General features: G+C 47.8%; 20 protein-coding genes and 2 tRNA genes. 13 read left to right on the top strand and 9 right to left on the bottom strand.

Annotation, left to right across the window (positions count from 1 at the left end):
• Positions 1 to 4: 4 nt before the first annotated feature.
• Both DW947_RS14805 and DW947_RS14810 read right to left on the bottom strand, forming a co-directional pair.
• The gene (locus DW947_RS14805) at positions 5 to 1,258 is read right to left on the bottom strand and encodes an L-rhamnose isomerase (protein ID WP_005834780.1); all 1,254 of its coding nucleotides are present in this window, start codon (positions 1,256 to 1,258) and stop codon (positions 5 to 7) included.
• A gap of 41 nt (positions 1,259 to 1,299) precedes the next feature.
• A complete protein-coding gene (locus DW947_RS14810; RefSeq protein ID WP_117963063.1) occupies positions 1,300 to 2,772 on the bottom strand; it encodes a rhamnulokinase in 1,473 nt (490 codons plus the stop codon).
• 316 nt (positions 2,773 to 3,088) lie between these two features.
• Between DW947_RS14810 and argR the strand changes: the two genes are divergently transcribed.
• From argR to DW947_RS14860, 10 genes are all read left to right on the top strand, one after another.
• The gene (gene argR / locus DW947_RS14815) at positions 3,089 to 3,562 is read left to right on the top strand and encodes an arginine repressor (RefSeq protein ID WP_005825113.1); all 474 of its coding nucleotides are present in this window, start codon (positions 3,089 to 3,091) and stop codon (positions 3,560 to 3,562) included.
• Positions 3,563 to 3,597: 35 nt separating this feature from the next.
• Complete coding sequence (locus DW947_RS14820; RefSeq protein ID WP_005825115.1) at positions 3,598 to 4,155, top strand: GNAT family N-acetyltransferase; 558 nt, start codon at positions 3,598 to 3,600, stop codon at positions 4,153 to 4,155.
• A 12-nt stretch (positions 4,156 to 4,167) separates the two neighbouring features.
• Positions 4,168 to 5,373: an argininosuccinate synthase gene (locus DW947_RS14825; RefSeq protein ID WP_035449833.1), complete on the top strand. Its 1,206-nt coding sequence runs from the start codon at positions 4,168 to 4,170 to the stop codon at positions 5,371 to 5,373.
• The gene (locus tag DW947_RS14830) at positions 5,374 to 5,592 is read left to right on the top strand and encodes a PspC domain-containing protein (RefSeq protein ID WP_005834779.1); all 219 of its coding nucleotides are present in this window, start codon (positions 5,374 to 5,376) and stop codon (positions 5,590 to 5,592) included.
• Entirely contained in the window at positions 5,585 to 6,553 is a 969-nt protein-coding gene (gene argC / locus DW947_RS14835) for an N-acetyl-gamma-glutamyl-phosphate reductase (RefSeq protein WP_005834778.1), read from the top strand. Before DW947_RS14830 ends, argC begins: the two co-directional genes overlap by 8 nt.
• A 5-nt stretch (positions 6,554 to 6,558) precedes the next feature.
• Positions 6,559 to 7,680 (top strand): aspartate aminotransferase family protein, encoded by a 1,122-nt coding sequence (locus DW947_RS14840; RefSeq protein ID WP_005825124.1) that lies wholly within the window; start codon positions 6,559 to 6,561, stop codon positions 7,678 to 7,680.
• A gap of 129 nt (positions 7,681 to 7,809) precedes the next feature.
• A complete protein-coding gene (gene proC / locus DW947_RS14845; protein WP_087332239.1) occupies positions 7,810 to 8,583 on the top strand; it encodes a pyrroline-5-carboxylate reductase in 774 nt (257 codons plus the stop codon).
• 120 nt (positions 8,584 to 8,703) lie between these two features.
• Positions 8,704 to 9,258: a helix-turn-helix domain-containing protein gene (locus DW947_RS14850; RefSeq protein WP_016272528.1), complete on the top strand. Its 555-nt coding sequence runs from the start codon at positions 8,704 to 8,706 to the stop codon at positions 9,256 to 9,258.
• Between the two features lie 7 nt (positions 9,259 to 9,265).
• The gene (locus DW947_RS14855; protein ID WP_119958548.1) at positions 9,266 to 10,921 is read left to right on the top strand and encodes an AMP-binding protein; all 1,656 of its coding nucleotides are present in this window, start codon (positions 9,266 to 9,268) and stop codon (positions 10,919 to 10,921) included.
• Positions 10,922 to 11,140: 219 nt separating this feature from the next.
• Entirely contained in the window at positions 11,141 to 12,391 is a 1,251-nt protein-coding gene (locus DW947_RS14860) for an acyloxyacyl hydrolase (protein ID WP_035457578.1), read from the top strand.
• A 349-nt stretch (positions 12,392 to 12,740) separates the two neighbouring features.
• Here DW947_RS14860 and DW947_RS14865 read toward each other — a convergent pair.
• The 7 genes from DW947_RS14865 to prmC form a co-directional block, all read right to left on the bottom strand.
• Positions 12,741 to 12,824: transfer RNA gene (locus tag DW947_RS14865), tRNA-Leu, on the bottom strand.
• Between the two features lie 21 nt (positions 12,825 to 12,845).
• Positions 12,846 to 12,918 (bottom strand) — tRNA-Gly (locus tag DW947_RS14870).
• Positions 12,919 to 13,020: 102 nt separating this feature from the next.
• A complete protein-coding gene (gene argH, locus DW947_RS14875; protein WP_117963059.1) occupies positions 13,021 to 14,361 on the bottom strand; it encodes an argininosuccinate lyase in 1,341 nt (446 codons plus the stop codon).
• A gap of 28 nt (positions 14,362 to 14,389) precedes the next feature.
• Positions 14,390 to 14,800: an SRPBCC family protein gene (locus DW947_RS14880; RefSeq protein ID WP_005825141.1), complete on the bottom strand. Its 411-nt coding sequence runs from the start codon at positions 14,798 to 14,800 to the stop codon at positions 14,390 to 14,392.
• 93 nt (positions 14,801 to 14,893) lie between these two features.
• Positions 14,894 to 15,532: an orotate phosphoribosyltransferase gene (pyrE, locus tag DW947_RS14885; RefSeq protein WP_005825142.1), complete on the bottom strand. Its 639-nt coding sequence runs from the start codon at positions 15,530 to 15,532 to the stop codon at positions 14,894 to 14,896.
• Between the two features lie 82 nt (positions 15,533 to 15,614).
• Positions 15,615 to 16,094 carry a regulatory protein RecX gene (locus tag DW947_RS14890; RefSeq protein ID WP_117958817.1) on the bottom strand — a complete coding sequence of 160 codons (480 nt, stop codon included), beginning with the start codon at positions 16,092 to 16,094 and terminating at the stop codon, positions 15,615 to 15,617.
• The gene (gene prmC, locus DW947_RS14895) at positions 16,091 to 16,927 is read right to left on the bottom strand and encodes a peptide chain release factor N(5)-glutamine methyltransferase (RefSeq protein WP_117963057.1); all 837 of its coding nucleotides are present in this window, start codon (positions 16,925 to 16,927) and stop codon (positions 16,091 to 16,093) included. Before prmC ends, DW947_RS14890 begins: the two co-directional genes overlap by 4 nt.
• A gap of 74 nt (positions 16,928 to 17,001) precedes the next feature.
• Between prmC and ribD the strand changes: the two genes are divergently transcribed.
• The 3 genes from ribD (at position 17,002) to DW947_RS14910 (ending at position 20,296) form a co-directional block, all read left to right on the top strand.
• Positions 17,002 to 18,057 (top strand): bifunctional diaminohydroxyphosphoribosylaminopyrimidine deaminase/5-amino-6-(5-phosphoribosylamino)uracil reductase RibD, encoded by a 1,056-nt coding sequence (ribD, locus tag DW947_RS14900; RefSeq protein ID WP_005834757.1) that lies wholly within the window; start codon positions 17,002 to 17,004, stop codon positions 18,055 to 18,057.
• A gap of 134 nt (positions 18,058 to 18,191) precedes the next feature.
• Complete coding sequence (locus DW947_RS14905; RefSeq protein ID WP_117703993.1) at positions 18,192 to 19,556, top strand: DUF6242 domain-containing protein; 1,365 nt, start codon at positions 18,192 to 18,194, stop codon at positions 19,554 to 19,556.
• Between the two features lie 5 nt (positions 19,557 to 19,561).
• Positions 19,562 to 20,296, top strand: a complete 735-nt coding sequence (locus DW947_RS14910; RefSeq protein WP_117704003.1) for an isoprenyl transferase — start codon at positions 19,562 to 19,564, stop codon at positions 20,294 to 20,296.
• Positions 20,297 to 20,306: the final 10 nt, after the last annotated feature.

The following is a 20,306-nucleotide window of genomic DNA, read 5'->3' on the forward strand; positions in this document are numbered from 1 at the left end:
TTTCCTATCCTCTTTTAGAGGTTACATTAACTTCATACTTCTCTATTTCAGCGATGAACTCCTCACCTACCGGAACATTGTTTTTCAGACAGAACATGTCCCAAACAGCGTTCCAAGGCAAAGCCTTAGCCTCTTCGAGCAGAGCAAGGCGCTGGAAACCTTGACCGGTGGCCTCATATTCGCGAAGCTTTGCCAATGGTTCTAGTAACGCACGCAACATGCATTTCTGCGCCGCACGGGTACCGATTACATAAGCACCGATACGGTTGATGGAAGCATCAAAATAATCAAGACCAATGTGTACACGGTCCAGTGCATCGCAACGGACAATTTCTTGGAAAAGTTCAAGAGTGGGGTCATCCATGATAGTTACATGGTCAGAATCCCAACGTACCGGACGGCTTACGTGGAGCATCAGCTCAGGGACAAAGAGCAACATGGAAGACACCTTGTCTGCAGCACTTTCCGTAGGATGGAAGTGCCCGGTATCAATGGTAATAAGTTTCTGATGCTGTACACTATAGCCCATACAGAATTCATTGGAGCCTACTGTATAACTCTCTAAACCTATGCCAAACACCTTCGATTCAAGGCAGTCCTTCATATGCTTGTATTCCGTAGCAAAAATACGGTCGAGAGAATCTTTGAAAAGCACACGATACTTCATACGGTTTACAGTGATATCCTTGCTACCATCATGCACCCAAAGATTCATGATGCAGGGATCTCCCTGGCGGCGCCCCATTTCTTCGGCAATGGCACGACAACGTTTAGTATGTTCGACCCAAAAGTCACGGATACCTTGGTCCGGATGAGCCAGAGAAAGATTACCGCTCTTCGGATGAGAGAAAGAAGTGGAATTAAAATCCAATTTTATACCATTCTCGGCTGCCCATTGCATCCAGCTTTCGAAATGTTTCACCTCTACCTGATCGCGATCTACGAAGGTACCGCCAAAGTCACCGTAAATCTCATGCAAATTCAAACGGTGCTTACCGGGGATATAAGAAGCAGCTTTCAAAATATCGGAACGCAGTTCTTCCATATTACGGGCTTTACCGGGATAGTTTCCTGTTGTCTGGATACCACCGGTCAATGAGCCGGCAGATTCGAATCCCTGAACATCATCGGCCTGCCAACAATGCATGGAGATAGACACTTTCTGAAGTTGCTCCATTACTTTTTCTACATCCAATCCGAGAGCTGCGTAACGCTCTTTAGCAATTTCATACGCTTTGTTTATCAATTCTTCTTTCATGATACGTGATTTGATTATGAGTTATAAGTTATTGGTAATCATTATCCATTATAATTAGTCATCGTCAATTGCTTGAAGTGCAGGTAAGCGGTATTCCAATCCTCCATATCCTGCGGATAGAAAGTCTTTAATGGTATGGAACGGTTGATGAGCTGTCTCATGGAAGCAATGTTTCTAGCTGCTCCGGCAGCCAATGCCTGAACCATAACGTTACCGATAGCAGTAGCTTCGGAAGGTCCGGCAATCACGGGAATACCGACAGCATTGGCTGTCCACTGGTTAAGCAGTTCGTTACGGCTACCGCCACCGATAACATGTAAAGCCTCCACCGGACGTGGTGAAAGATTTCGCAGGCTATCCAGCACCTGACGGTATCTCAAAGCAAGACTCTCAAAGATACAGCGTACTATCTGTCCATGTGTCATGGGAATAGGCTGACGATAATCGGAACAATAGGTCTTGATGGCTTGCTCCATATTCGCCGGATTGGTAAACAAAGCATCATCCGGATTAATTAGACTACGGAATGGTTCACAAGTACCAGCCTCAACGATGAGTTCGGAATAAGGGATTTCCCCCCATTCGGTACGGCAACGTTCAAGCAGCCACATACCACAAATATTTTTTAACAAACGAATGGTTCCTTCCACACCGCCTTCATTCGTAAAATTCAAGGATTCTGTTTCAGCAGTAATGACTGGAGCATCCGTCTCCACTCCCATCAGAGACCAAGTACCACTACTTAGATAAGCAAAATTACGGTCCATGGCAGGTACGGCAGCAACAGCAGAAGCCGTATCATGCCCGGCAACAGCTATCACGGGGACAGCGCCAAGTCCGGTTATTCGTTGTACTTCCTCCGTCAAGCCCCCTATTTTTTCACCAGAATAGACAAAACGCCCGAAATGAGCTTGTGTCAGTCCAATCTCCAGCAGCAAGGCATCCTCCAGCCTGCGGGTATTGGCATTTACCAACTGTGCCGTACTGGCAATAGTATACTCCGTTACCATCTGACCGGTCAACATATAGCTCAAAGCATCAGGCATAAACAGCAATTTATCTGCAGCTGCCAATGCACTGTCATGATTACGGCGTAATGTATCAAGTTGGAACAAGGAGTTGAAATTCATCACCTGAATCCCCGTCCATCCATACACATGGCTACGAGGTATACGTGTGAAGAACGCTTCCGGAGCACCCACCGTATGAGGGTCACGATAGGAATACGGCTGGCGAAGAAATCCCCCATCCTTACCTACACAGACAAAATCTACTCCCCAAGTGTCGATACCGATGGAAGTTATTTCTACACCTTTACGGGCGGCAATCCTTAGCCCTTCAATAATATGACGGTAAAGTTCATAAATATCCCAGTAAAAATGTCTGCCAGCTTCAATCAGATGATTTGGGAAACGGTTTACTTCTTCCATTTCCAAACCATTCGAAGTAAAAGTTCCCAGAATTGTGCGACCACTGGTAGCCCCCAAGTCGACCGCAAAAAAGCATTGTTTCATGGTAATTAGTTTTAGTTGCTATTCAACGATACAAAAATAGGAGATTATCCCCCTACTTTTTGTACAGTTTTTGATTGAAAGGGTGTCAGATTTGGCAATTGCATATCTATTCCATATTATTAACATTTACCAAAGACATACAGAAACAATCTCCAACAACGTAAAAGAACAGACAAACAAGGCTGCAACAAAGAGAACAAAAACAATATATACAGTACACCCGATGTATAAAAAGAATAAAAAAACTCTCTTTTTTGCATATTCTTTCCGAAATAATCCCTAATTTTGCGCCACCCTTAGAATAATTATACAGAAAATGAAGAAAAAAGCCAATCGGTTAGACGCCATCAAGATGATTATCTCAAGCAAAGACGTCAGTTCTCAGGAAGAACTGTTGCAAGCTTTGAGCAAGGAAGGCTTTGAACTGACACAAGCCACCTTGTCACGCGACTTGAAACAGCTGAAAGTAGCGAAAGCAGCGAACATGAACGGTAAATACGTATATGTGCTGCCCAACAACATCATGTATAAACGTTCGAACGACCAGAGTGCAAGTGAGATGTTGATGACAAGCGGATTCGTTTCACTTCAATTTTCGGGCAATATTGCCGTCATCCGTACCCGGCCCGGATATGCCAGCAGCATGGCCTACGACATCGACAACCGGGAGTGTCCCGCCATTCTGGGTACCATTGCCGGAGATGACACCATCATGCTGGTGGTGCACGAAGCGGCGTCACATGACGAGGTACGCAGCTTCCTATCGCAAATCATCCCGAACATTAAATGATAGATAACAACAAAAAACAAGAAATTAAATAAGAAATGGATTCGAAACAAATTGATGTGATGGTGGCTGACGCCTCACATGAAGTTTACGTGGACAAGATTTTGGATACCATCCGGGAAGCTGCCAAGGTACGCGGAACGGGCATCGCAGAACGCACACACGAATACGTAGCTACTAAGATGAAAGAAGGAAAGGCCATCATAGCCTTGTGTGGAGACGATTTTGCCGGTTTCACCTACATAGAGAGCTGGGGCAACAAGCAATATGTAGCAACCTCCGGTCTGATAGTACACCCCAAATACCGGGGACTGGGACTGGCAAAACGTATCAAGACCGCCTCTTTCCGCCTGGCACGCCTACGTTGGCCCAATGCCAAAGTTTTCAGTCTCACCAGTGGAGCTGCCGTCATGAAAATGAATACCGAGCTAGGATATGTGCCCGTCACCTTCAACGAACTAACCGATGACGAATCCTTCTGGAAAGGTTGCGAAGGCTGTATCAACCATGATATATTGGTAGCCAAGAACCGTAAATTCTGCATCTGCACAGCAATGCTTTACGACCCGAAGCTGCACGAAGAAGATAAAATATAAAAATATAAGGATATGGAAAAGAAGAAAAAAGTGGTAGTCGCATTCAGCGGCGGTTTGGATACCTCATTCACGGTCATGTATCTTGCCAAAGAAAAAGGATACGAAGTATATGCAGCTTGTGCCAATACTGGCGGTTTCAGCCCCGAACAGTTGAAGACTAACGAGGAGAATGCCTACAAGCTGGGTGCCAAAGAATACGTCACCATTGACGTGACGCAAGAGTACTACGAAAAAAGCCTAAGATACATGGTATTCGGAAACGTACTGCGTAACGGTACCTACCCCATCTCCGTAAGTTCCGAACGTATCTTCCAGGCACTGGCCATTGCACGCTATGCCAACGAAATCGGCGCCGATGCCATCGCTCATGGTTCTACGGGTGCGGGTAACGACCAGATTCGCTTCGACATGACTTTCCTCGTCATGGCTCCGGGCGTGGAAATCATTACGCTGACACGCGACATGGCACTGAGCCGTCAGGAAGAGATTGACTACCTGAACCAACACGGTTTTGCCGCCGACTTCACCAAACTGAAATACTCCTATAACGTGGGTCTGTGGGGCACCTCCATCTGTGGTGGTGAGATTCTGGATTCTGCACAAGGATTGCCCGAAAGCGCCTACCTGAAACACTGCACCAAAGAGGGCAGCGAGCAGTTGCGCCTCACTTTTGAGAAGGGGGAACTAAAAGCCGTGAACGACGAGACATTCGACGATCCCATCAAAGCCATCCAGAAAGTGGAAGAGATCGGTGCAGCATACGGCATCGGCCGCGACATGCACGTAGGCGACACGATTATCGGTATCAAAGGCCGTGTAGGCTTCGAAGCTGCCGCACCCATGCTGATTATCGGCGCACACAAGTTCCTGGAGAAATATACCTTGAGCAAATGGCAGCAATACTGGAAGGACCAGGTAGCCAACTGGTACGGCATGTTCCTGCACGAAAGCCAATATCTGGAACCGGTAATGCGCGACATCGAAGCCATGCTGGAATCCTCGCAACGCAACGTAAACGGTACGGCTATCCTCGAGCTTCACCCACTCTGCTTCTCTACCGTAGGTGTAGAAAGCAAGGACGACCTTGTGAAAAACAAGTTCGGCGAATACGGCGAAATGCAGAAAGGCTGGACGGCAGAAGATGCCAAGGGATTCATCAAAGTAACCTCCACGGCACTGCGTGCATATTATTCAAATCACAAAGACGAGAAAATCTAAATGACGGACAAGAAACGGAAACTGACACGTCCCCGAACCGGAAGAATACTTTCCGGTGTATGTGCAGGACTGGCAATTTTTTTCGGACTTGACGTATCTTTAGTACGCATCGTTTATACGTTCGCTACCGTCTTTACTGCTTTTGCAGGTGTAATTATATACATTATATTATTGATTATCATACCAGAAGAATCCAATAGATATTATAGAAATGATTAAAGTAGGAATCATCGGCGGAGCCGGATACACGGCAGGCGAACTGATACGTTTACTGCTCAACCATCCGGAAGCGGAAATCGTATTCATAAACAGTTCAAGCAACGCCGGCAACAAAATTACTGATGTACACGAAGGACTGTACGGTGAAACAGATTTGGTATTTACCGACCAGCTTCCGTTGGAAGAAATCGACGTGCTGTTTTTCTGTACGGCACATGGCGACACGAGAAAATTCCTCGAAAGCCACAACGTGCCCGAGGAGTTGAGAATCATCGACCTCTCCATGGACTACCGCATAGCCTCTCCTGACCACGACTTCATTTACGGCTTGCCGGAACTGAACCGCCGCGCCACCTGCAAGGCAAAGCATGTAGCCAATCCGGGCTGCTTTGCCACCTGCATACAATTGGGGCTGCTGCCGCTCGCCAAGCACCTGATGCTGAATGATGACATCATGGTGAATGCCATCACCGGAAGTACGGGTGCCGGAGTGAAACCGGGTGCCACGAGCCACTTCAGCTGGCGCAACAACAACATGAGTGTTTACAAAGCTTTCGAGCACCAGCACGTGCCCGAAATCAAGCAATCACTCCGCCAGCTGCAAAACAGTTTCGATGCAGAAATAGATTTTATCCCCTACCGGGGTGACTTCCCGCGCGGTATCTTCACTACCATCGTAGTAAAGACCAAAGTGGCTCTGGAAGAAATCATCCGTATGTACGAAGAATACTACGCCAAAGATTCCTTTACATTTGTCGTGGAAAAGAACATTGACCTGAAACAAGTGGTGAATACCAATAAATGCCTCATCCACCTGGAGAAGCACGGTGACAAGCTGCTTATCATTTCCTGCATCGACAACCTCCTGAAAGGTGCCAGCGGACAAGCAGTCCACAACATGAATTTAATGTTTAACCTGGAAGAGACCGTAGGATTACGGTTGAAACCTTCTGCATTCTAAAAAAAATGAATTTATTCGACGTATACCCTCTCTTTGACATCAACATCGTCAAAGGAAAAGGCTGCCATGTATGGGACGAGAACGGTACCGAATACCTCGACCTCTACGGTGGCCATGCAGTCATCTCAATCGGACATGCACATCCACATTATGTAGAGATGGTGAGTAACCAAGTTGCTACGTTAGGATTCTACTCAAACTCAGTAATTAACAAGCTGCAACAGCAAGTGGCAGAACGCTTGGGAAAAGTCTGTGGCTATGACGACTACTCATTCTTCCTCATCAACAGCGGTGCCGAAGCCAATGAAAACGCCTTGAAACTCGCCTCCTTCTACAATGGCCGTACCCGTGTGATATCCTTCTCAAAAGCATTCCACGGACGTACCTCACTGGCGGTGGAAGTAACGAACAATCCTAAAATCATCGCTCCCATCAACAACTGCGGGCACGTCACCTACCTCCCGTTGAACGACATCGAAGCCATGAAGGCCGAATTGTCCAAAGGAGATGTCTGCGCAGTGATTATCGAAGGCATACAAGGTGTAGGCGGCATCCAACTGCCGACAGACGAATTCATGCAGGCTCTCCGCCAGACTTGTACGGAACACAACACGGTCTTGATTCTCGATGAAATCCAAAGCGGCTACGGACGCAGCGGCAAGTTCTTCGCCCATCAGTACAACGGCATCAAAGCCGACATCATCACCGTGGCAAAAGGCATCGGCAATGGTTTCCCGATGGCAGGCGTACTCATCAGCCCAATGTTTACACCAGTATACGGGCAACTTGGAACCACTTTCGGTGGAAACCACCTAGCTTGCAGTGCCGCCCTTGCCGTGCTGGATGTGATAGAGCAGGAAAACCTGATAGAGAATGCAGCCCAAGTCGGCAACTTCCTGATAACGGAACTAAAGAAATTCCCTCAAATCAAGGACGTTCGCGGACGCGGACTCATGATAGGGCTGGAATTTGAAGAACCCATCAAGGAACTGCGCCTAAGACTACTGAAAGAGCAGCATGTATTCACCGGTGTAAGCGGTACGAATGTACTTCGCCTGCTGCCGCCTCTGTGCCTCGGCATGGATGAAGCAAAGGAATTCTTGGAACGCTTCAAGAAAGTACTTTAATATTTGACACAAATAATCAGCCAGCAAAAGAAACGACCGAAAAGCAGAATACCTTTCTCTCTCGGTCGTTTTTTGTAGAAAATTTATCTACCTTTGCCAGCAAAACAACTCTTTTAACAACAAAAAGATATGAAAGCAGCAATTATCGGTGCAGGAAATATGGGGGGAGCCATTGCCCGAGGGCTGGCAAAAGGAACAATCATCCCTGCCGGTAACATCATTGTCTCCAACCCCACCCAGGGCAAGCTGGACAAGCTGAAGGCAGAATTCCCCGCATTGCAAGTGACCAATGACAACCAGGAAGCGGCAGCCGGTGCAGATATGATAATCTTTGCCGTGAAGCCATGGCTGATGGAGCCAGTGATAAAGGAACTGGAACTAAAAGGCACAGAGATTCTTATATCCGTTGCAGCCGGCATTCCTTTTGAAAAGCTGACACACTATGTAGCAGACAAAGAAATGACCATGTTCCGTCTTATTCCCAATACCGCCATCAGCGAGATGGAAAGCATGACACTCATCGCCAGCCGCAATGCCACCAAGGAGCAGGAGCAACTGATGCTGGACATTTTCAACCAGATGGGACTCGCCATGCTCATTCTCGAAGAAAAGATTGCGGCAACCACTGCCATGACTTCCTGCGGCATCGCCTACGTGCTTAAGTATATCCAGGCAGCCATGCAGGCCGGCGTTGAAATGGGTATCTATCCCAAAGACGGCATGCGCATGGTGGCACAATCCGTGAAAGGGGCAGCCGAGCTGATTCTGAACAACGACACGCACCCCAGTGTTGAGATTGACAAGGTGTGTACCCCCGGAGGAATTACCATCAAGGGAATCAACGAGCTGGAACATGAAGGATTCACCTCCACTGTGATTAAAGCCATCAAAGCGAGTAAATGATATTTAATGTGCTAATGTAACGATGTCCCGATATGCCTATGAGCTACGGTGTAATTAAACATTGTGCAGCCTATTGGCACATTGCCACACTTTAATAACAACCCATTAAAAAATATAATTATGGACGAACAAATCAGACAAATAGCCGAACGCCTGCGCGGACTGCGTGACGTATTGGAACTGACTGCCGACGATATCGCCCGTGACTGCGACATTTCTGCAGAAGAGTACCGCCTGGCCGAAACCGGAGAATTCGACATCTCGGTCAGCATGCTGCAGAAGATAGCACGGCACTACGGCATATCACTGGACGCACTGATGTTTGGGCAAGAGCCCAAAATGAGCTCCTACTTCCTGACACGTGCCGGAAAAGGAACCAGTATAGAACGTACCAAGGCATATAAATACCAATCACTGGCAGCCGGTTTCATCAACCGCACGGCAGACCCGTTCATCGTGACCGTAGAACCGAAACCGGACAGCGAGCCGATACATTACAACAGCCATGCCGGTCAGGAGTTCAACCTCGTACTGGAAGGCCGTATGATGGTCAGCATCGACGGCAAAGACTTAATCTTAAATGAAGGAGACAGTCTGTACTTCAACTCCAAACTGCCGCACGGCATGAAGGCGCTTGACGGAAAGACAGTAAAATTCCTGGCAGTAATCATGTAATAAAGTTATGGTAGAAAGATTTTTATCTCAAACATCCTTCACCTCACAGGAGGACTTCATCAAGAACCTGAAGATAAACGTACCGGAGAATTTCAACTTCGGCTATGACGTAGTGGATGCCTGGGCAGCCGAGCAGCCCGACAAACCCGCACTGTTGTGGACCAATGACCAGGGCGAATGCCGGCAGTTTACCTTTGCCGACATGAAACGGTACACAGACATGACGGCTTCCTATTTCCAAAGCCTCGGCATCGGGCACGGAGACATGGTGATGCTGATACTGAAACGCCGTTATGAATTCTGGTTCAGCATTGTGGCACTGCACAAACTCGGTGCAGTGGTGATTCCCGCCACCCACCTGCTGACGAAGAAAGACATCGTATACCGCTGCAACGCCGCAGACATTAAAATGATAGTCTGTGCCGGCGAAAGCGTCATCACCGACCATATCACGGCAGCTATGCCAGAGTCTCCTTCTGTGAAACGCCTCGTAAGCGTCGGGCCGGAAGCTCCCGAAGGATTCGAAGACTTCCACAAAGGTATCGAGGTCGCCGCTCCTTTCGTGAAACCGGAACATCCGAACACGAACGATGACATCTCCCTGATGTACTTCACCAGCGGTACTACCGGAGAGCCCAAAATGGTGGCCCACGACTTCACCTATCCGTTGGGACATATCGTCACCGGCAGCTTCTGGCACAACCTGAAAGAGAGCAGCCTACACCTCACCATTGCCGACACCGGTTGGGGAAAAGCCGTGTGGGGCAAGCTCTACGGACAATGGATTGCCGGCGCCAACGTATTTGTATACGACCACGAGAAATTCACTCCCGCAGCCATACTGGAGAAGATACAAGATTATCACGTCACGTCGCTTTGTGCACCGCCCACCATCTTCCGATTCCTCATTCACGAAGACCTCACGAAGTACGACCTATCCAGTCTGGAATACTGCACCATCGCCGGAGAAGCATTGAACCCCGCTGTATTCGAGACCTTCAAGAAGTTAACGGGCATCAAGCTGATGGAGGGCTTCGGACAGACCGAAACGACCCTTACCGTTGCCACCATGCCGTGGATGGAACCGAAACCCGGCAGCATGGGATTGCCCAATCCGCAATACGATGTAGACCTGATAGACCACGAAGGACGTTCCGTGGAAGCCGGTGAACAGGGACAGATTGTAATCCGTACCGACAAAGGTAAACCGCTGGGATTGTTCAAGGAATACTACCGTGATGCCAACCGCACCCACGAGGCATGGAACAACGGCATTTACTACACGGGAGATGTAGCCTGGAAGGACGAAGACGGCTACCTCTGGTTCGTGGGCCGCGCCGACGACGTCATCAAAAGTAGCGGCTACCGCATCGGCCCGTTCGAAGTGGAAAGTGCATTGATGACCCACCCAGCCGTAGTAGAATGTGCCATTACCGGTGTGCCCGATGAAATCCGCGGCCAAGTGGTAAAAGCTACGATTGTGTTGGCAAAAGAGTACAAGGCACGCGACGGAGAAGAGCTTGTCAAGGAGTTGCAGAACCATGTGAAGAAAGTGACGGCTCCCTACAAATACCCGCGTGTCATCGAATTTGTTGATGAACTCCCCAAAACCATCAGCGGGAAAATCCGCCGTGTGGAAATCCGGGAGAACGACCAGAAATAATGCTCGCCACCCAGCATCCGAATCATAAGACAGCATCCGGGTGAATGAATAAGGAGGGGGTAAAACCGAAGTCGGCCATTTTATTGACGATTTCAGTTTTACCCCCTCTTTTTACAAATAGTTGTCTCATTGTGAATGTCAAAAGGATAAAAAAACTATATTTGCACGAAATTAAACTTCACTTGGAACATTTATAAACAAGAAAGACCGACACGGCATATGAAAAATAGAATGCAGATATGGAAAATACTGGCTTTCTTAGGAGCGGTACTTTTCTTGTCTGATACAATATACGCCCAACAATGGACATCCGATAGTCATTCGGAATACAAACGGGATACACTCCCTTTCTCACAGCGCTTCATCCACAGATTAGGCGTAGAAGGGCGTGCTGGCTATATTTTTCAGACCAACCCTTTTCTGGAGTACTCCAACCACCAATACAAGGCCATGAAAAATGCCTATGCCGGCCATCTGAAATACTCCTTCCAGCTCCGTCCCCACACCGTTGCCGACCAGGCTTATATAGGAGCCTATCAAGGGATTGGAGTCGGCTATTTCAACTTCGGCAATCCGGAAGAGCTGGGCAACCCGCTGGCGGTCTATCTGTTTCAAGGGGGACGCATCGCCCAATTCAGCCCCCGCATATCCTTGAACTATGAATGGAACTTCGGCGCATCGTTCGGCTGGAAACCCTACGATGAATATGACAACCCGGAGAACCAGATTATCGGCTCGAAAGTGAATGCCTATCTCAATGTGAACCTCTACTTAAAGTGGGCACTCTCCCCCAAGTTCGACTTGATGATAGGAGCTACCGGAAGCCACTTTTCCAACGGAAACACCCAATATCCCAACTCCGGTCTGAACACGGTGGACTGCAAAGTGGGACTGGTATATAACTTTAACCGCAGAGCGGATGAACTCGCCCAATCATGGCAACGCCCTATTGTTCCTCCATTCCCCCGCCACGTCAGCTACGACTTGACTTTGTTCGGCTCCTGGCGAAAGAAAGCAGTGGCCCATGAGGGCAGTAGTGGCCAGGTACCCGCACCCGGCACTTACAACGTGTTCGGTTTCAGCTTTGCACCCATGTACAACTTCGGCTATAAATTCCGCGCCGGTGTGGCGTTGGACGGCGTATACGACCACAGTGCGAACATGAAAGAATCGTACGAGGAAGAGAACGGCTTCTATACTCCGCCCGCCAAGAAGCAGATGGCATTGGGCTTATCCGCCCGCGGAGAATTTGTCATGCCTTACTTCACGGTAGGTATCGGTCTGGGAGCCAATGTTCTGCACGGCGGCGGTGACATGAAGTCTTTCTATCAGATTCTTGCCCTGAAAATAGACGTAACACGCAATTCGTATCTCCATATAGGATATAACCTCCGGGAATTTCATGAGCCCAATTATCTGATGTTGGGTATCGGCTATCGGTTCAATAACAAACGCCCCAAGCTGTTCTGAACAATAAAGAGGAGGCTATTTATATAGATTCTTTTATTTCATCTGCAAGCACATATTAGTAAGTGCCACGCGCATATCATCTACTATAGTATTATAGTTAGTTTGTTAGTTCACAGCGATGAACACTTTGTTCAAGTATAGAGAAACAGTTTGTTCCAATAAGGAAAAACAGTTTGTTTTCATATGATGAAACGAAATGTTTTACGCCTTGAAACAAAGTGTTCGCCATAATGAAACAACTTGTTCTATTAAGGGAAACACTTTGTTCGCTATAGGGAAACGGTCTTTCATATCAAGAGCTTATAAAGAAAAAGCTCTGCAAATCAATGATTCACAGAGCTTAATCGAGTACTCGAAGCGGGACTTGAACCCGCACAGCCGCAATGGCCAAAGGATTTTAAGTCCTTCGTGTCTACCATTCCACCATTCGAGCATCCTAAAAAAGGGAAAGGAGAGCGGAAAACGAGACTCGAACTCGCGACCCTAACCTTGGCAAGGTTATGCTCTACCAACTGAGCTATTTCCGCATTTGGAGAACGGGTGCAAAGATAAACAGTTTTCCCGTTTCTGCCAAATTTTTTTTTATAAAAGTACAGTACTCGAAGCGGGACTTGAACCCGCAGAACCTTTTACCTGCCCAGCAACTCTTTCTCTGCAGCTTGCATGGTCTCAAAATTGAAACCATCTACCACTTTCTGCATCAGGGCAGAGACTTCATCGTTGCAAAGGTTTCCGATACTGCCTTCATGGGTATGATGCACCTCTTTGCTGTGCGAGAAGTTTCCGGCTTCAATATCCAGTCCCACCTTCTTGTAGGCATCGCGGAAAGGCATCCCTTCACGTGCCAAGCGGTTGACTTCCTCCACACTGAAAATAAGCAGATACTTGTCATCATCAAGAATATGTTCGTTCACCTTGATTTCGTTCATAATGTAAGTCGTCATCTGCAGACAGTCTTTCAGTTCCTGAAAAGCAGGCAGGAAGACCTCTTTGATAATCTGCAAGTCACGGAAATAGCCGGAAGGAAGATTGTTGGCTATCATCATAATCTGCTGGGGAAGGGATTGCAGTTTGTTGCACTTGGCACGCGTCAGTTCAAAGACGTCCGGGTTCTTCTTGTGAGGCATGATGCTGGAGCCGGTAGTGCAATCGTCCGGCAGCTTCACAAAACCGAAGTTCTGACTGTTGAACATACATGCGTCAAAAGCCAATTTCGATATGGTTCCGGCCACACTGGCAAGGGCGAAAGCTACATTACGCTCCATCTTGCCACGCCCCATCTGGGCATACACTACGTTGTAGTTGAGGGAATCAAATCCCAAAAGGTGGGTAGTCATCGTACGATTCAGCGGGAACGAGGAACCGTATCCCGCAGCAGAACCCAAAGGATTGCGGTTGCACATCTTGAAAGCAGCCTGAAGGAACATCATATCGTCCACCAGGCTCTCGGCGTATGCGCCAAACCAAAGTCCGAAAGAAGACGGCATAGCTATCTGCAAGTGTGTATAACCCGGCATCAGTACATCCTTGTAGCGTTCGCTCTGCATAACCAGCACATGGAACAATTGTTCCACAGCTTCCGCCACTTCCTTTATCTCTGTACGGGTAAAGAGCTTCAAATCGAGCAACACCTGGTCGTTGCGCGAACGTCCGCTGTGTATTTTCTTACCTATATCACCCAAGTTGCGCGTCAGCATAAGTTCCACTTGTGAGTGAACGTCTTCCACTCCCTCTTCTATCACAAATTCTCCACGCTCGGCCATCGCATAGATTTCCTTCAATTCGGCCAGCAATTGCCGCAGTTCTTCCTTCGTCAACAAGCCAATGCTTTCGAGCATCGTGATGTGCGCCATGGAACCCAGCACATCGTGCTTTGCCAAATAAAGGTCCATTTCACGGTCACGGCCTACCGTGAAGCGTTCGATATCCTTATTTACCTGAACGGATTTTTCCCAAAGTTTCTGAGCCACGTTGTTTCTAATGATTAATGGTTAGTGATTAATATTGTATCATCGCCAACATATCTGCCATCTTCTCCAATCCTTCCTGCAAGGGTTTCTGCACCATGGTCTTCATAAACGGATTTATATCCATGCCGATGGTCAGTTTCATTTTACATTCGGTTTCGGTGACGGGTACAATCTGTATCCACAGATTGAAGGGCAGCGGTGAAGTGGTTGTTGCAAACTTGATACACTTGCAAGGTTCCTTCTCCACAATCTGCAACGTAATCTTTCCTACGGGAGCCACCTCTATCGTCATGCTCTCCGCATCAAAACTCAAGTTCTTCACTTTGTCTTCAGGCAAACGGTCTTTCACCTTCTCTAGATTGCTCAGGTCGGAAAGCTTTTCATAAACAGCTTCTTGTGAAGCCGGTACAACTTTCACTCCACTCTCAAATTTCGTCATAATCAATCGTATTCAAAAAGAAAAAAGAACTATCCGGACAGAATCTATCCGAATGGCTCTTTTATCCATATTAACATTTTTACAAATAAGTTCTTATTTACCAGATTCCCAATGTGCAGGGTCTTTACGCCATTCATTCAGAGTCTCCACATCTTCTTCCTCGATATAGCCCGTACGCAGTGCCACTTCCATCACAGCCTCGTAATTGGTCAGCGTCACCAAAGGCACCTTGGCATCCTTGAAAGCCTTTTCGGCAACCGGGAAACCATAAGTATAGGCAGCCACCATACCGATGACCTCACATCCGTCACGGCGGATAGCTTCTACAGCCTTTAAGCTGCTTCCACCCGTAGAAATCAAATCTTCCACGACTACCACCTTCATACCGGGACGAAGTTCACCTTCAATCAAATTCTCCAGTCCATGGTCTTTCGGAGTGGAGCGTACATATACAAACGGCAAGTTCAATGCATCGGCCACCAAGGCACCTTGCGGGATAGCTCCCGTTGCCACACCGGCAATGGCATCCACCTGTCCGAAACGTTCCAAAATCAGACGCGTAATTTCAATCTTTACGAAATTACGGAGAGAAGGATAAGAAAGGGTTTTGCGGTTATCACAATAAAACGGAGACTTCCATCCGGATGCCCAAGTGAACGGGTTAGCCGGTTGTAGTTTAATCGCTTTTATCTTCAGCAACTTCTCTGCAAACAATCTTTCTAAAGTTTTCATAGCAAAACTAATCTATATATGATAAATATGGCACAAAAATACGGAAACAGAATGAGAATAAAAAAGAGAAAGCCGATAATTTTCATTCGGAGTAGTCATTTTCCTCAGAAACCTCTATGCAACGACATATATCCTTCATTTCGAACCCCCTGCTCAAGGCAAAACGCACCAGTTTGCCATTCAACTCATACTCACTTTCGGCACGGACGCTTTTACGCTTTGCCGCCAGCAGTTTCTGCAAGACGGCGTGGTATTCCTCCTCATCAATCTCGTTCAAATAGGGCCAATAGACAGATGAAGATATCTTTTTCAACTGGAGCGCCTGCCCTATCTTCATCTTGCCCCATTTGGCAAAACGGTATTTGTCGTTGATGAAAGCACGGCAGAAGCGCTCTTCATCAATGTACTTCTCTTGTTCCAGACGATTGATGATACGGTCTATGGCATCATAGGCAATGCCCCAGCGTTGCAGTTTCTCCGCAATCTCCGCCCGGCAATGCTCGGCAGTGGAGCAATATGTCGCCACTCTGTTCAAAGCTTCAGTTTCAGTTATTTCTATCATCGTTCTGCAATTACGTACCGGTCGTTGCCGGAAATATCTTTTCGGATACGGACATTCGTATAGCCTTGCTTGCGAAGCATCGAAGCGACAGCCTCTCCAAATGCCCGGTTGATTTCAAAATAGAGTCGGCCGCCGGCCGTCAGCATGCTCCGTCCCAGTTCACCTATACGCCGATAGAAACGGAGCGGGTCGCTATCTGGAACAAACAAAGCCCGTGAGGGTTCCCAGTTCAAGACGTTTGGCTCCATGTCCTTCTTTTCTGTTTCCGTAACATAAGGCGGATTACTGACGATTACATCAAAACATTCACCCTCAACCGGTTGATACGTCAGGACATCACGCTGTACAAATAGCACGGAGGCCTGCAAAAGGTGGTTATTGTCGCCGGCTATGGCAAGAGCTTCTCCGGAAATGTCCCAAGCTGTTACTTCCGCCTCCGGCAACTCCTTAGACAAAGTGACAGCAATACACCCGCTTCCAGTGCCAATGTCGAGAATACGGGAAGCCGGAGCGACTTCCTCCAGCATCCTCTCCACCAGTTCTTCCGTTTCGGGACGGGGAATAAGCACCCCCGGAGCCACCCGAAAAGTACGTCCCAGGAAACGGGCAGTACCCTGCACATACTGTATGGGCTCAAAATTGCACAGACGGAAAAGAATGCTTTCCAATTCCTTTTCATCCTTTGGAGATAAAATCATATCTTTGCCCAGGTAATAGTCAATATTACCCTGACCTAACATTTCACAGCAGACAATACGGGAAAGATTGGCTGCCTCCCGGGGAGGATAGCACTCCTGCAAAGCACTGCGGATATGTGAAACGGTTACATTCATTCGGAGTCCGGTTTTATTCGGGCTGCAAAAGTAATCATTAATTTTGATTATTCAACCAAAAGACAAGCAAGGATATGAATTCAGAAGAAGAGAAATATATGCTGCGATGCATCCAACTGGCACAAAACGGACTTTGCAATACAGCACCCAACCCGATGGTGGGAGCGGTAATAGTATGTGACGGGAAAATCATAGGCGAGGGATACCATGTGCGCTGTGGAGAAGCCCACGCCGAGGTCAACGCCATCCGTTCCGTGAAAGACACGTCCCTGCTGAAACGTTCCACCATCTATGTCAGCCTGGAACCGTGTTCGCACTATGGCAAAACTCCTCCTTGTGCAGACCTCATCATCGAGAAGCAGATTCCACGCATCGTCATCGGGTGCCGGGACCCTTTTTCTAAGGTTGCGGGCCGAGGCATACAGAAACTGAAGGATGCCGGACGTGAAGTTATTGTCGGAGTGCTGGAAACAGAATGTCGGCAGCTCATCCGCAGGTTCATCACTTTCCATACTTTGCGACGCCCCTACATCACCCTAAAATGGGCGGAATCTTCTGACAGATATATCGATTACTCCCGCACGGACGGTAAACCGGTTATCCTCTCCAGCCCGCTGACTTCGATGCTGGTACACAAGAAACGGGCAGAGCACAGTGCCATATTAGTAGGTACCCGTACGGCTGAACTGGACAATCCCGGCCTGAATGTCCGCCATTGGTATGGTCGTTCACCGGTACGTATCGTGCTGGACCGGCAACAAAAGCTATCCCCCAGCCTTCACCTATTTGACGGTAGCGTGCCGACCCTCGTTTTTACAGAAATCCCGCACGCTCCGCTACCGAATGTAGAATATCTGCCAGTCAGCGACTACCGGCAGAATATACTCCCCGAAATCATGGAAATGCTGTATACACGCGGATTACAATCCCTTTTGGTAGAGGGTGGCAGCCAAACGCTCCAATCCTTCATTGATGCCGGATTGTGGGACGAAATCTTTGTGGAAGAAGCTCCGCACCTTCTTCATTCCGGCGTCAAAGCACCCGAAATCAGTGACGGATATCCATTTGCAACAGAGTATTCTTTCGGCAGGAGTTTTCGCCATTATACTGCCTCAAGAAACAGTCAATAGCCTCATTTCAGGGCTTTTTTATCGAGAAAAAGGGGGATATTATCTATAATTTTATATAAAACTTCCTCGTAAAGCTGTTTATAGAAAAAAATGTTCCTATTTTTGCAACTTGTAAATAAACACTAACTTTCAAAATGAGAATAAAGTTTCTATCAGTAATTGTGAGTTTTCTTATTGTGTCATTTGCTCTAAGTTCATGCCTTGACTCTGACGACAATTATGAATTCAGCTCCGATGCTACTATACATGCTTTTGGTATTGATACCATACATGGCAAACATTACAAATTTACAATTGACCAGCTCAATAGACTCATCTATAACAGAGATTCATTGCCCGTAGGTTCAGATACCATCATTGACCGTATTCTGATTGATACTATGACCGTTACCGGTTGGATAACTTCAGGCTCGCCTACCGACACGGTATTCGTCATGTCGGACTCCGTGGATTTGAGACCCGCCATGAACAACGATGCCGGCATGCTGTTCAAAGCACATGCCGCCGACGGTGTTACAGTCCGCGAATATAAACTGAAAGTTAATGTACATCTGCAAGACCCGGACTCACTCGTCTGGACAGACATGCAGAAAAGAGGGAATGTATTCTCCAATACCATCAATTTAGGCCAGCAAAAAGCGGTTATACTTGGAGACGAGTTGTTTGTCTACACTTCCAACACTACCGCTTACAAGACATCGACTGCGCCCGATAAATACAACTGGAGTAAAGTCAATGTCAGCAACCTCCCCTCAGACGTAAAGCTGACATCTGCCGTAGAGTATAACAATGCACTCTACATGGTTACAAAAAGCAAGAGAGTATTCAGCTCCACCAACGGCGGCGCCTGGACAGAAGTCACTACATTGGGAGACAATGTCATAGTCCTCATCAATGGTTTCTCCGACCGGCTCTCGGGTATTGTGGAAATCAATGGAAAGCAATATTTCAACATCTGTAAAGACGGAAAGAATTGGGAAACGGAAAACACGGCTGACAACCTTACCCTTGAGGAAGTCCCGGCAGGATTCCCTACCGAAAACATATCCACCACCCAGACCAACACCGGCAATGGTGTAGAGAAGGTGGTTCTGGCAGGAATGCCGCTGGCCAACGAACAAGAGACAATACCCTGGTTCTCATTGGACGGCAAAGGCTGGGCAAGCCTGGCTAACACGGTGTACGACACATCTTGTCCCGGCATGGTCAACCCTGCCATTATGTACTATGGCGACATGTTCTATTGCTTTGGAGGAGAACTTGACGCCATCTACAACTCCATCACAGGCATTGCGTGGAGCAAGACAGAAACCAAATTCCTGCTACCCCAGGAATTCAAAGGGAAAGGCGCGTACTCCATTATAGTGGAACCGACGAAAGACAAAACTGTGGACCCGGCAGACAAACGGGACTTCATTTGGGTGATATTCGGCGGCAACGGCACCAAGAATGAGGTATGGCGCGGACGTCTTAACAGATTGGGCTTCGAAATACAATAATAATGATGTCATATAAGGAAGAAATCGATCTAAACCGGATACCCCAGCACGTGGCGATTATCATGGACGGTAACGGACGGTGGGCCAAGCAGCGTGGACACGAACGCAGCTATGGACATCAGGCCGGCGCAGAGACTGTGCACGTCATTGCAGAGGAAGCCGCTAAATTAGGAGTCAGATACCTTACTTTATATACGTTCTCTACCGAGAACTGGAATCGTCCGTCGGACGAGGTAGCCGCCTTGATGGGATTGCTCTTCGACTCCATAGAGGAAGAGACGTTCATGAAGAACAATATCAGTTTCCGGGTAATAGGAGATATTGAAAAACTGCCTGCCAACGTACAGCAACGGCTCAACACTTGCGTGGCACACACCTCCCACAACACGGGAATGTGCCTGATACTGGCATTGAGCTACTCTTCCCGCTGGGAAATAACGGAAGCTGCCCGGCAAATAGCCGACCTGGTACAGAAAGGTGAGCTGAAACCCGAACAAATCGACAGTGAGCTCATATCCCATCATCTGACAACCCACTTCATGCCCGACCCCGACCTGCTGATACGTACCGGAGGAGAGCTCCGCCTTAGTAACTACATGCTCTGGCAATGCGCCTATTCGGAACTTTATTTCTGTGATACCTATTGGCCCGACTTCCGTGAAGAAGAACTACGCAAAGCCATATGTGACTATCAGAAACGCGAACGCAGGTTCGGCAAGACCAGCGAGCAAATCAATTAATCACCGGACA

Origin of the sequence: Bacteroides sp. AM44-19 (assembly GCF_003603395.1) — a bacterium.
In the GTDB taxonomy this organism is placed as follows: Bacteria; Bacteroidota; Bacteroidia; order Bacteroidales; family Bacteroidaceae; genus Bacteroides; species Bacteroides uniformis.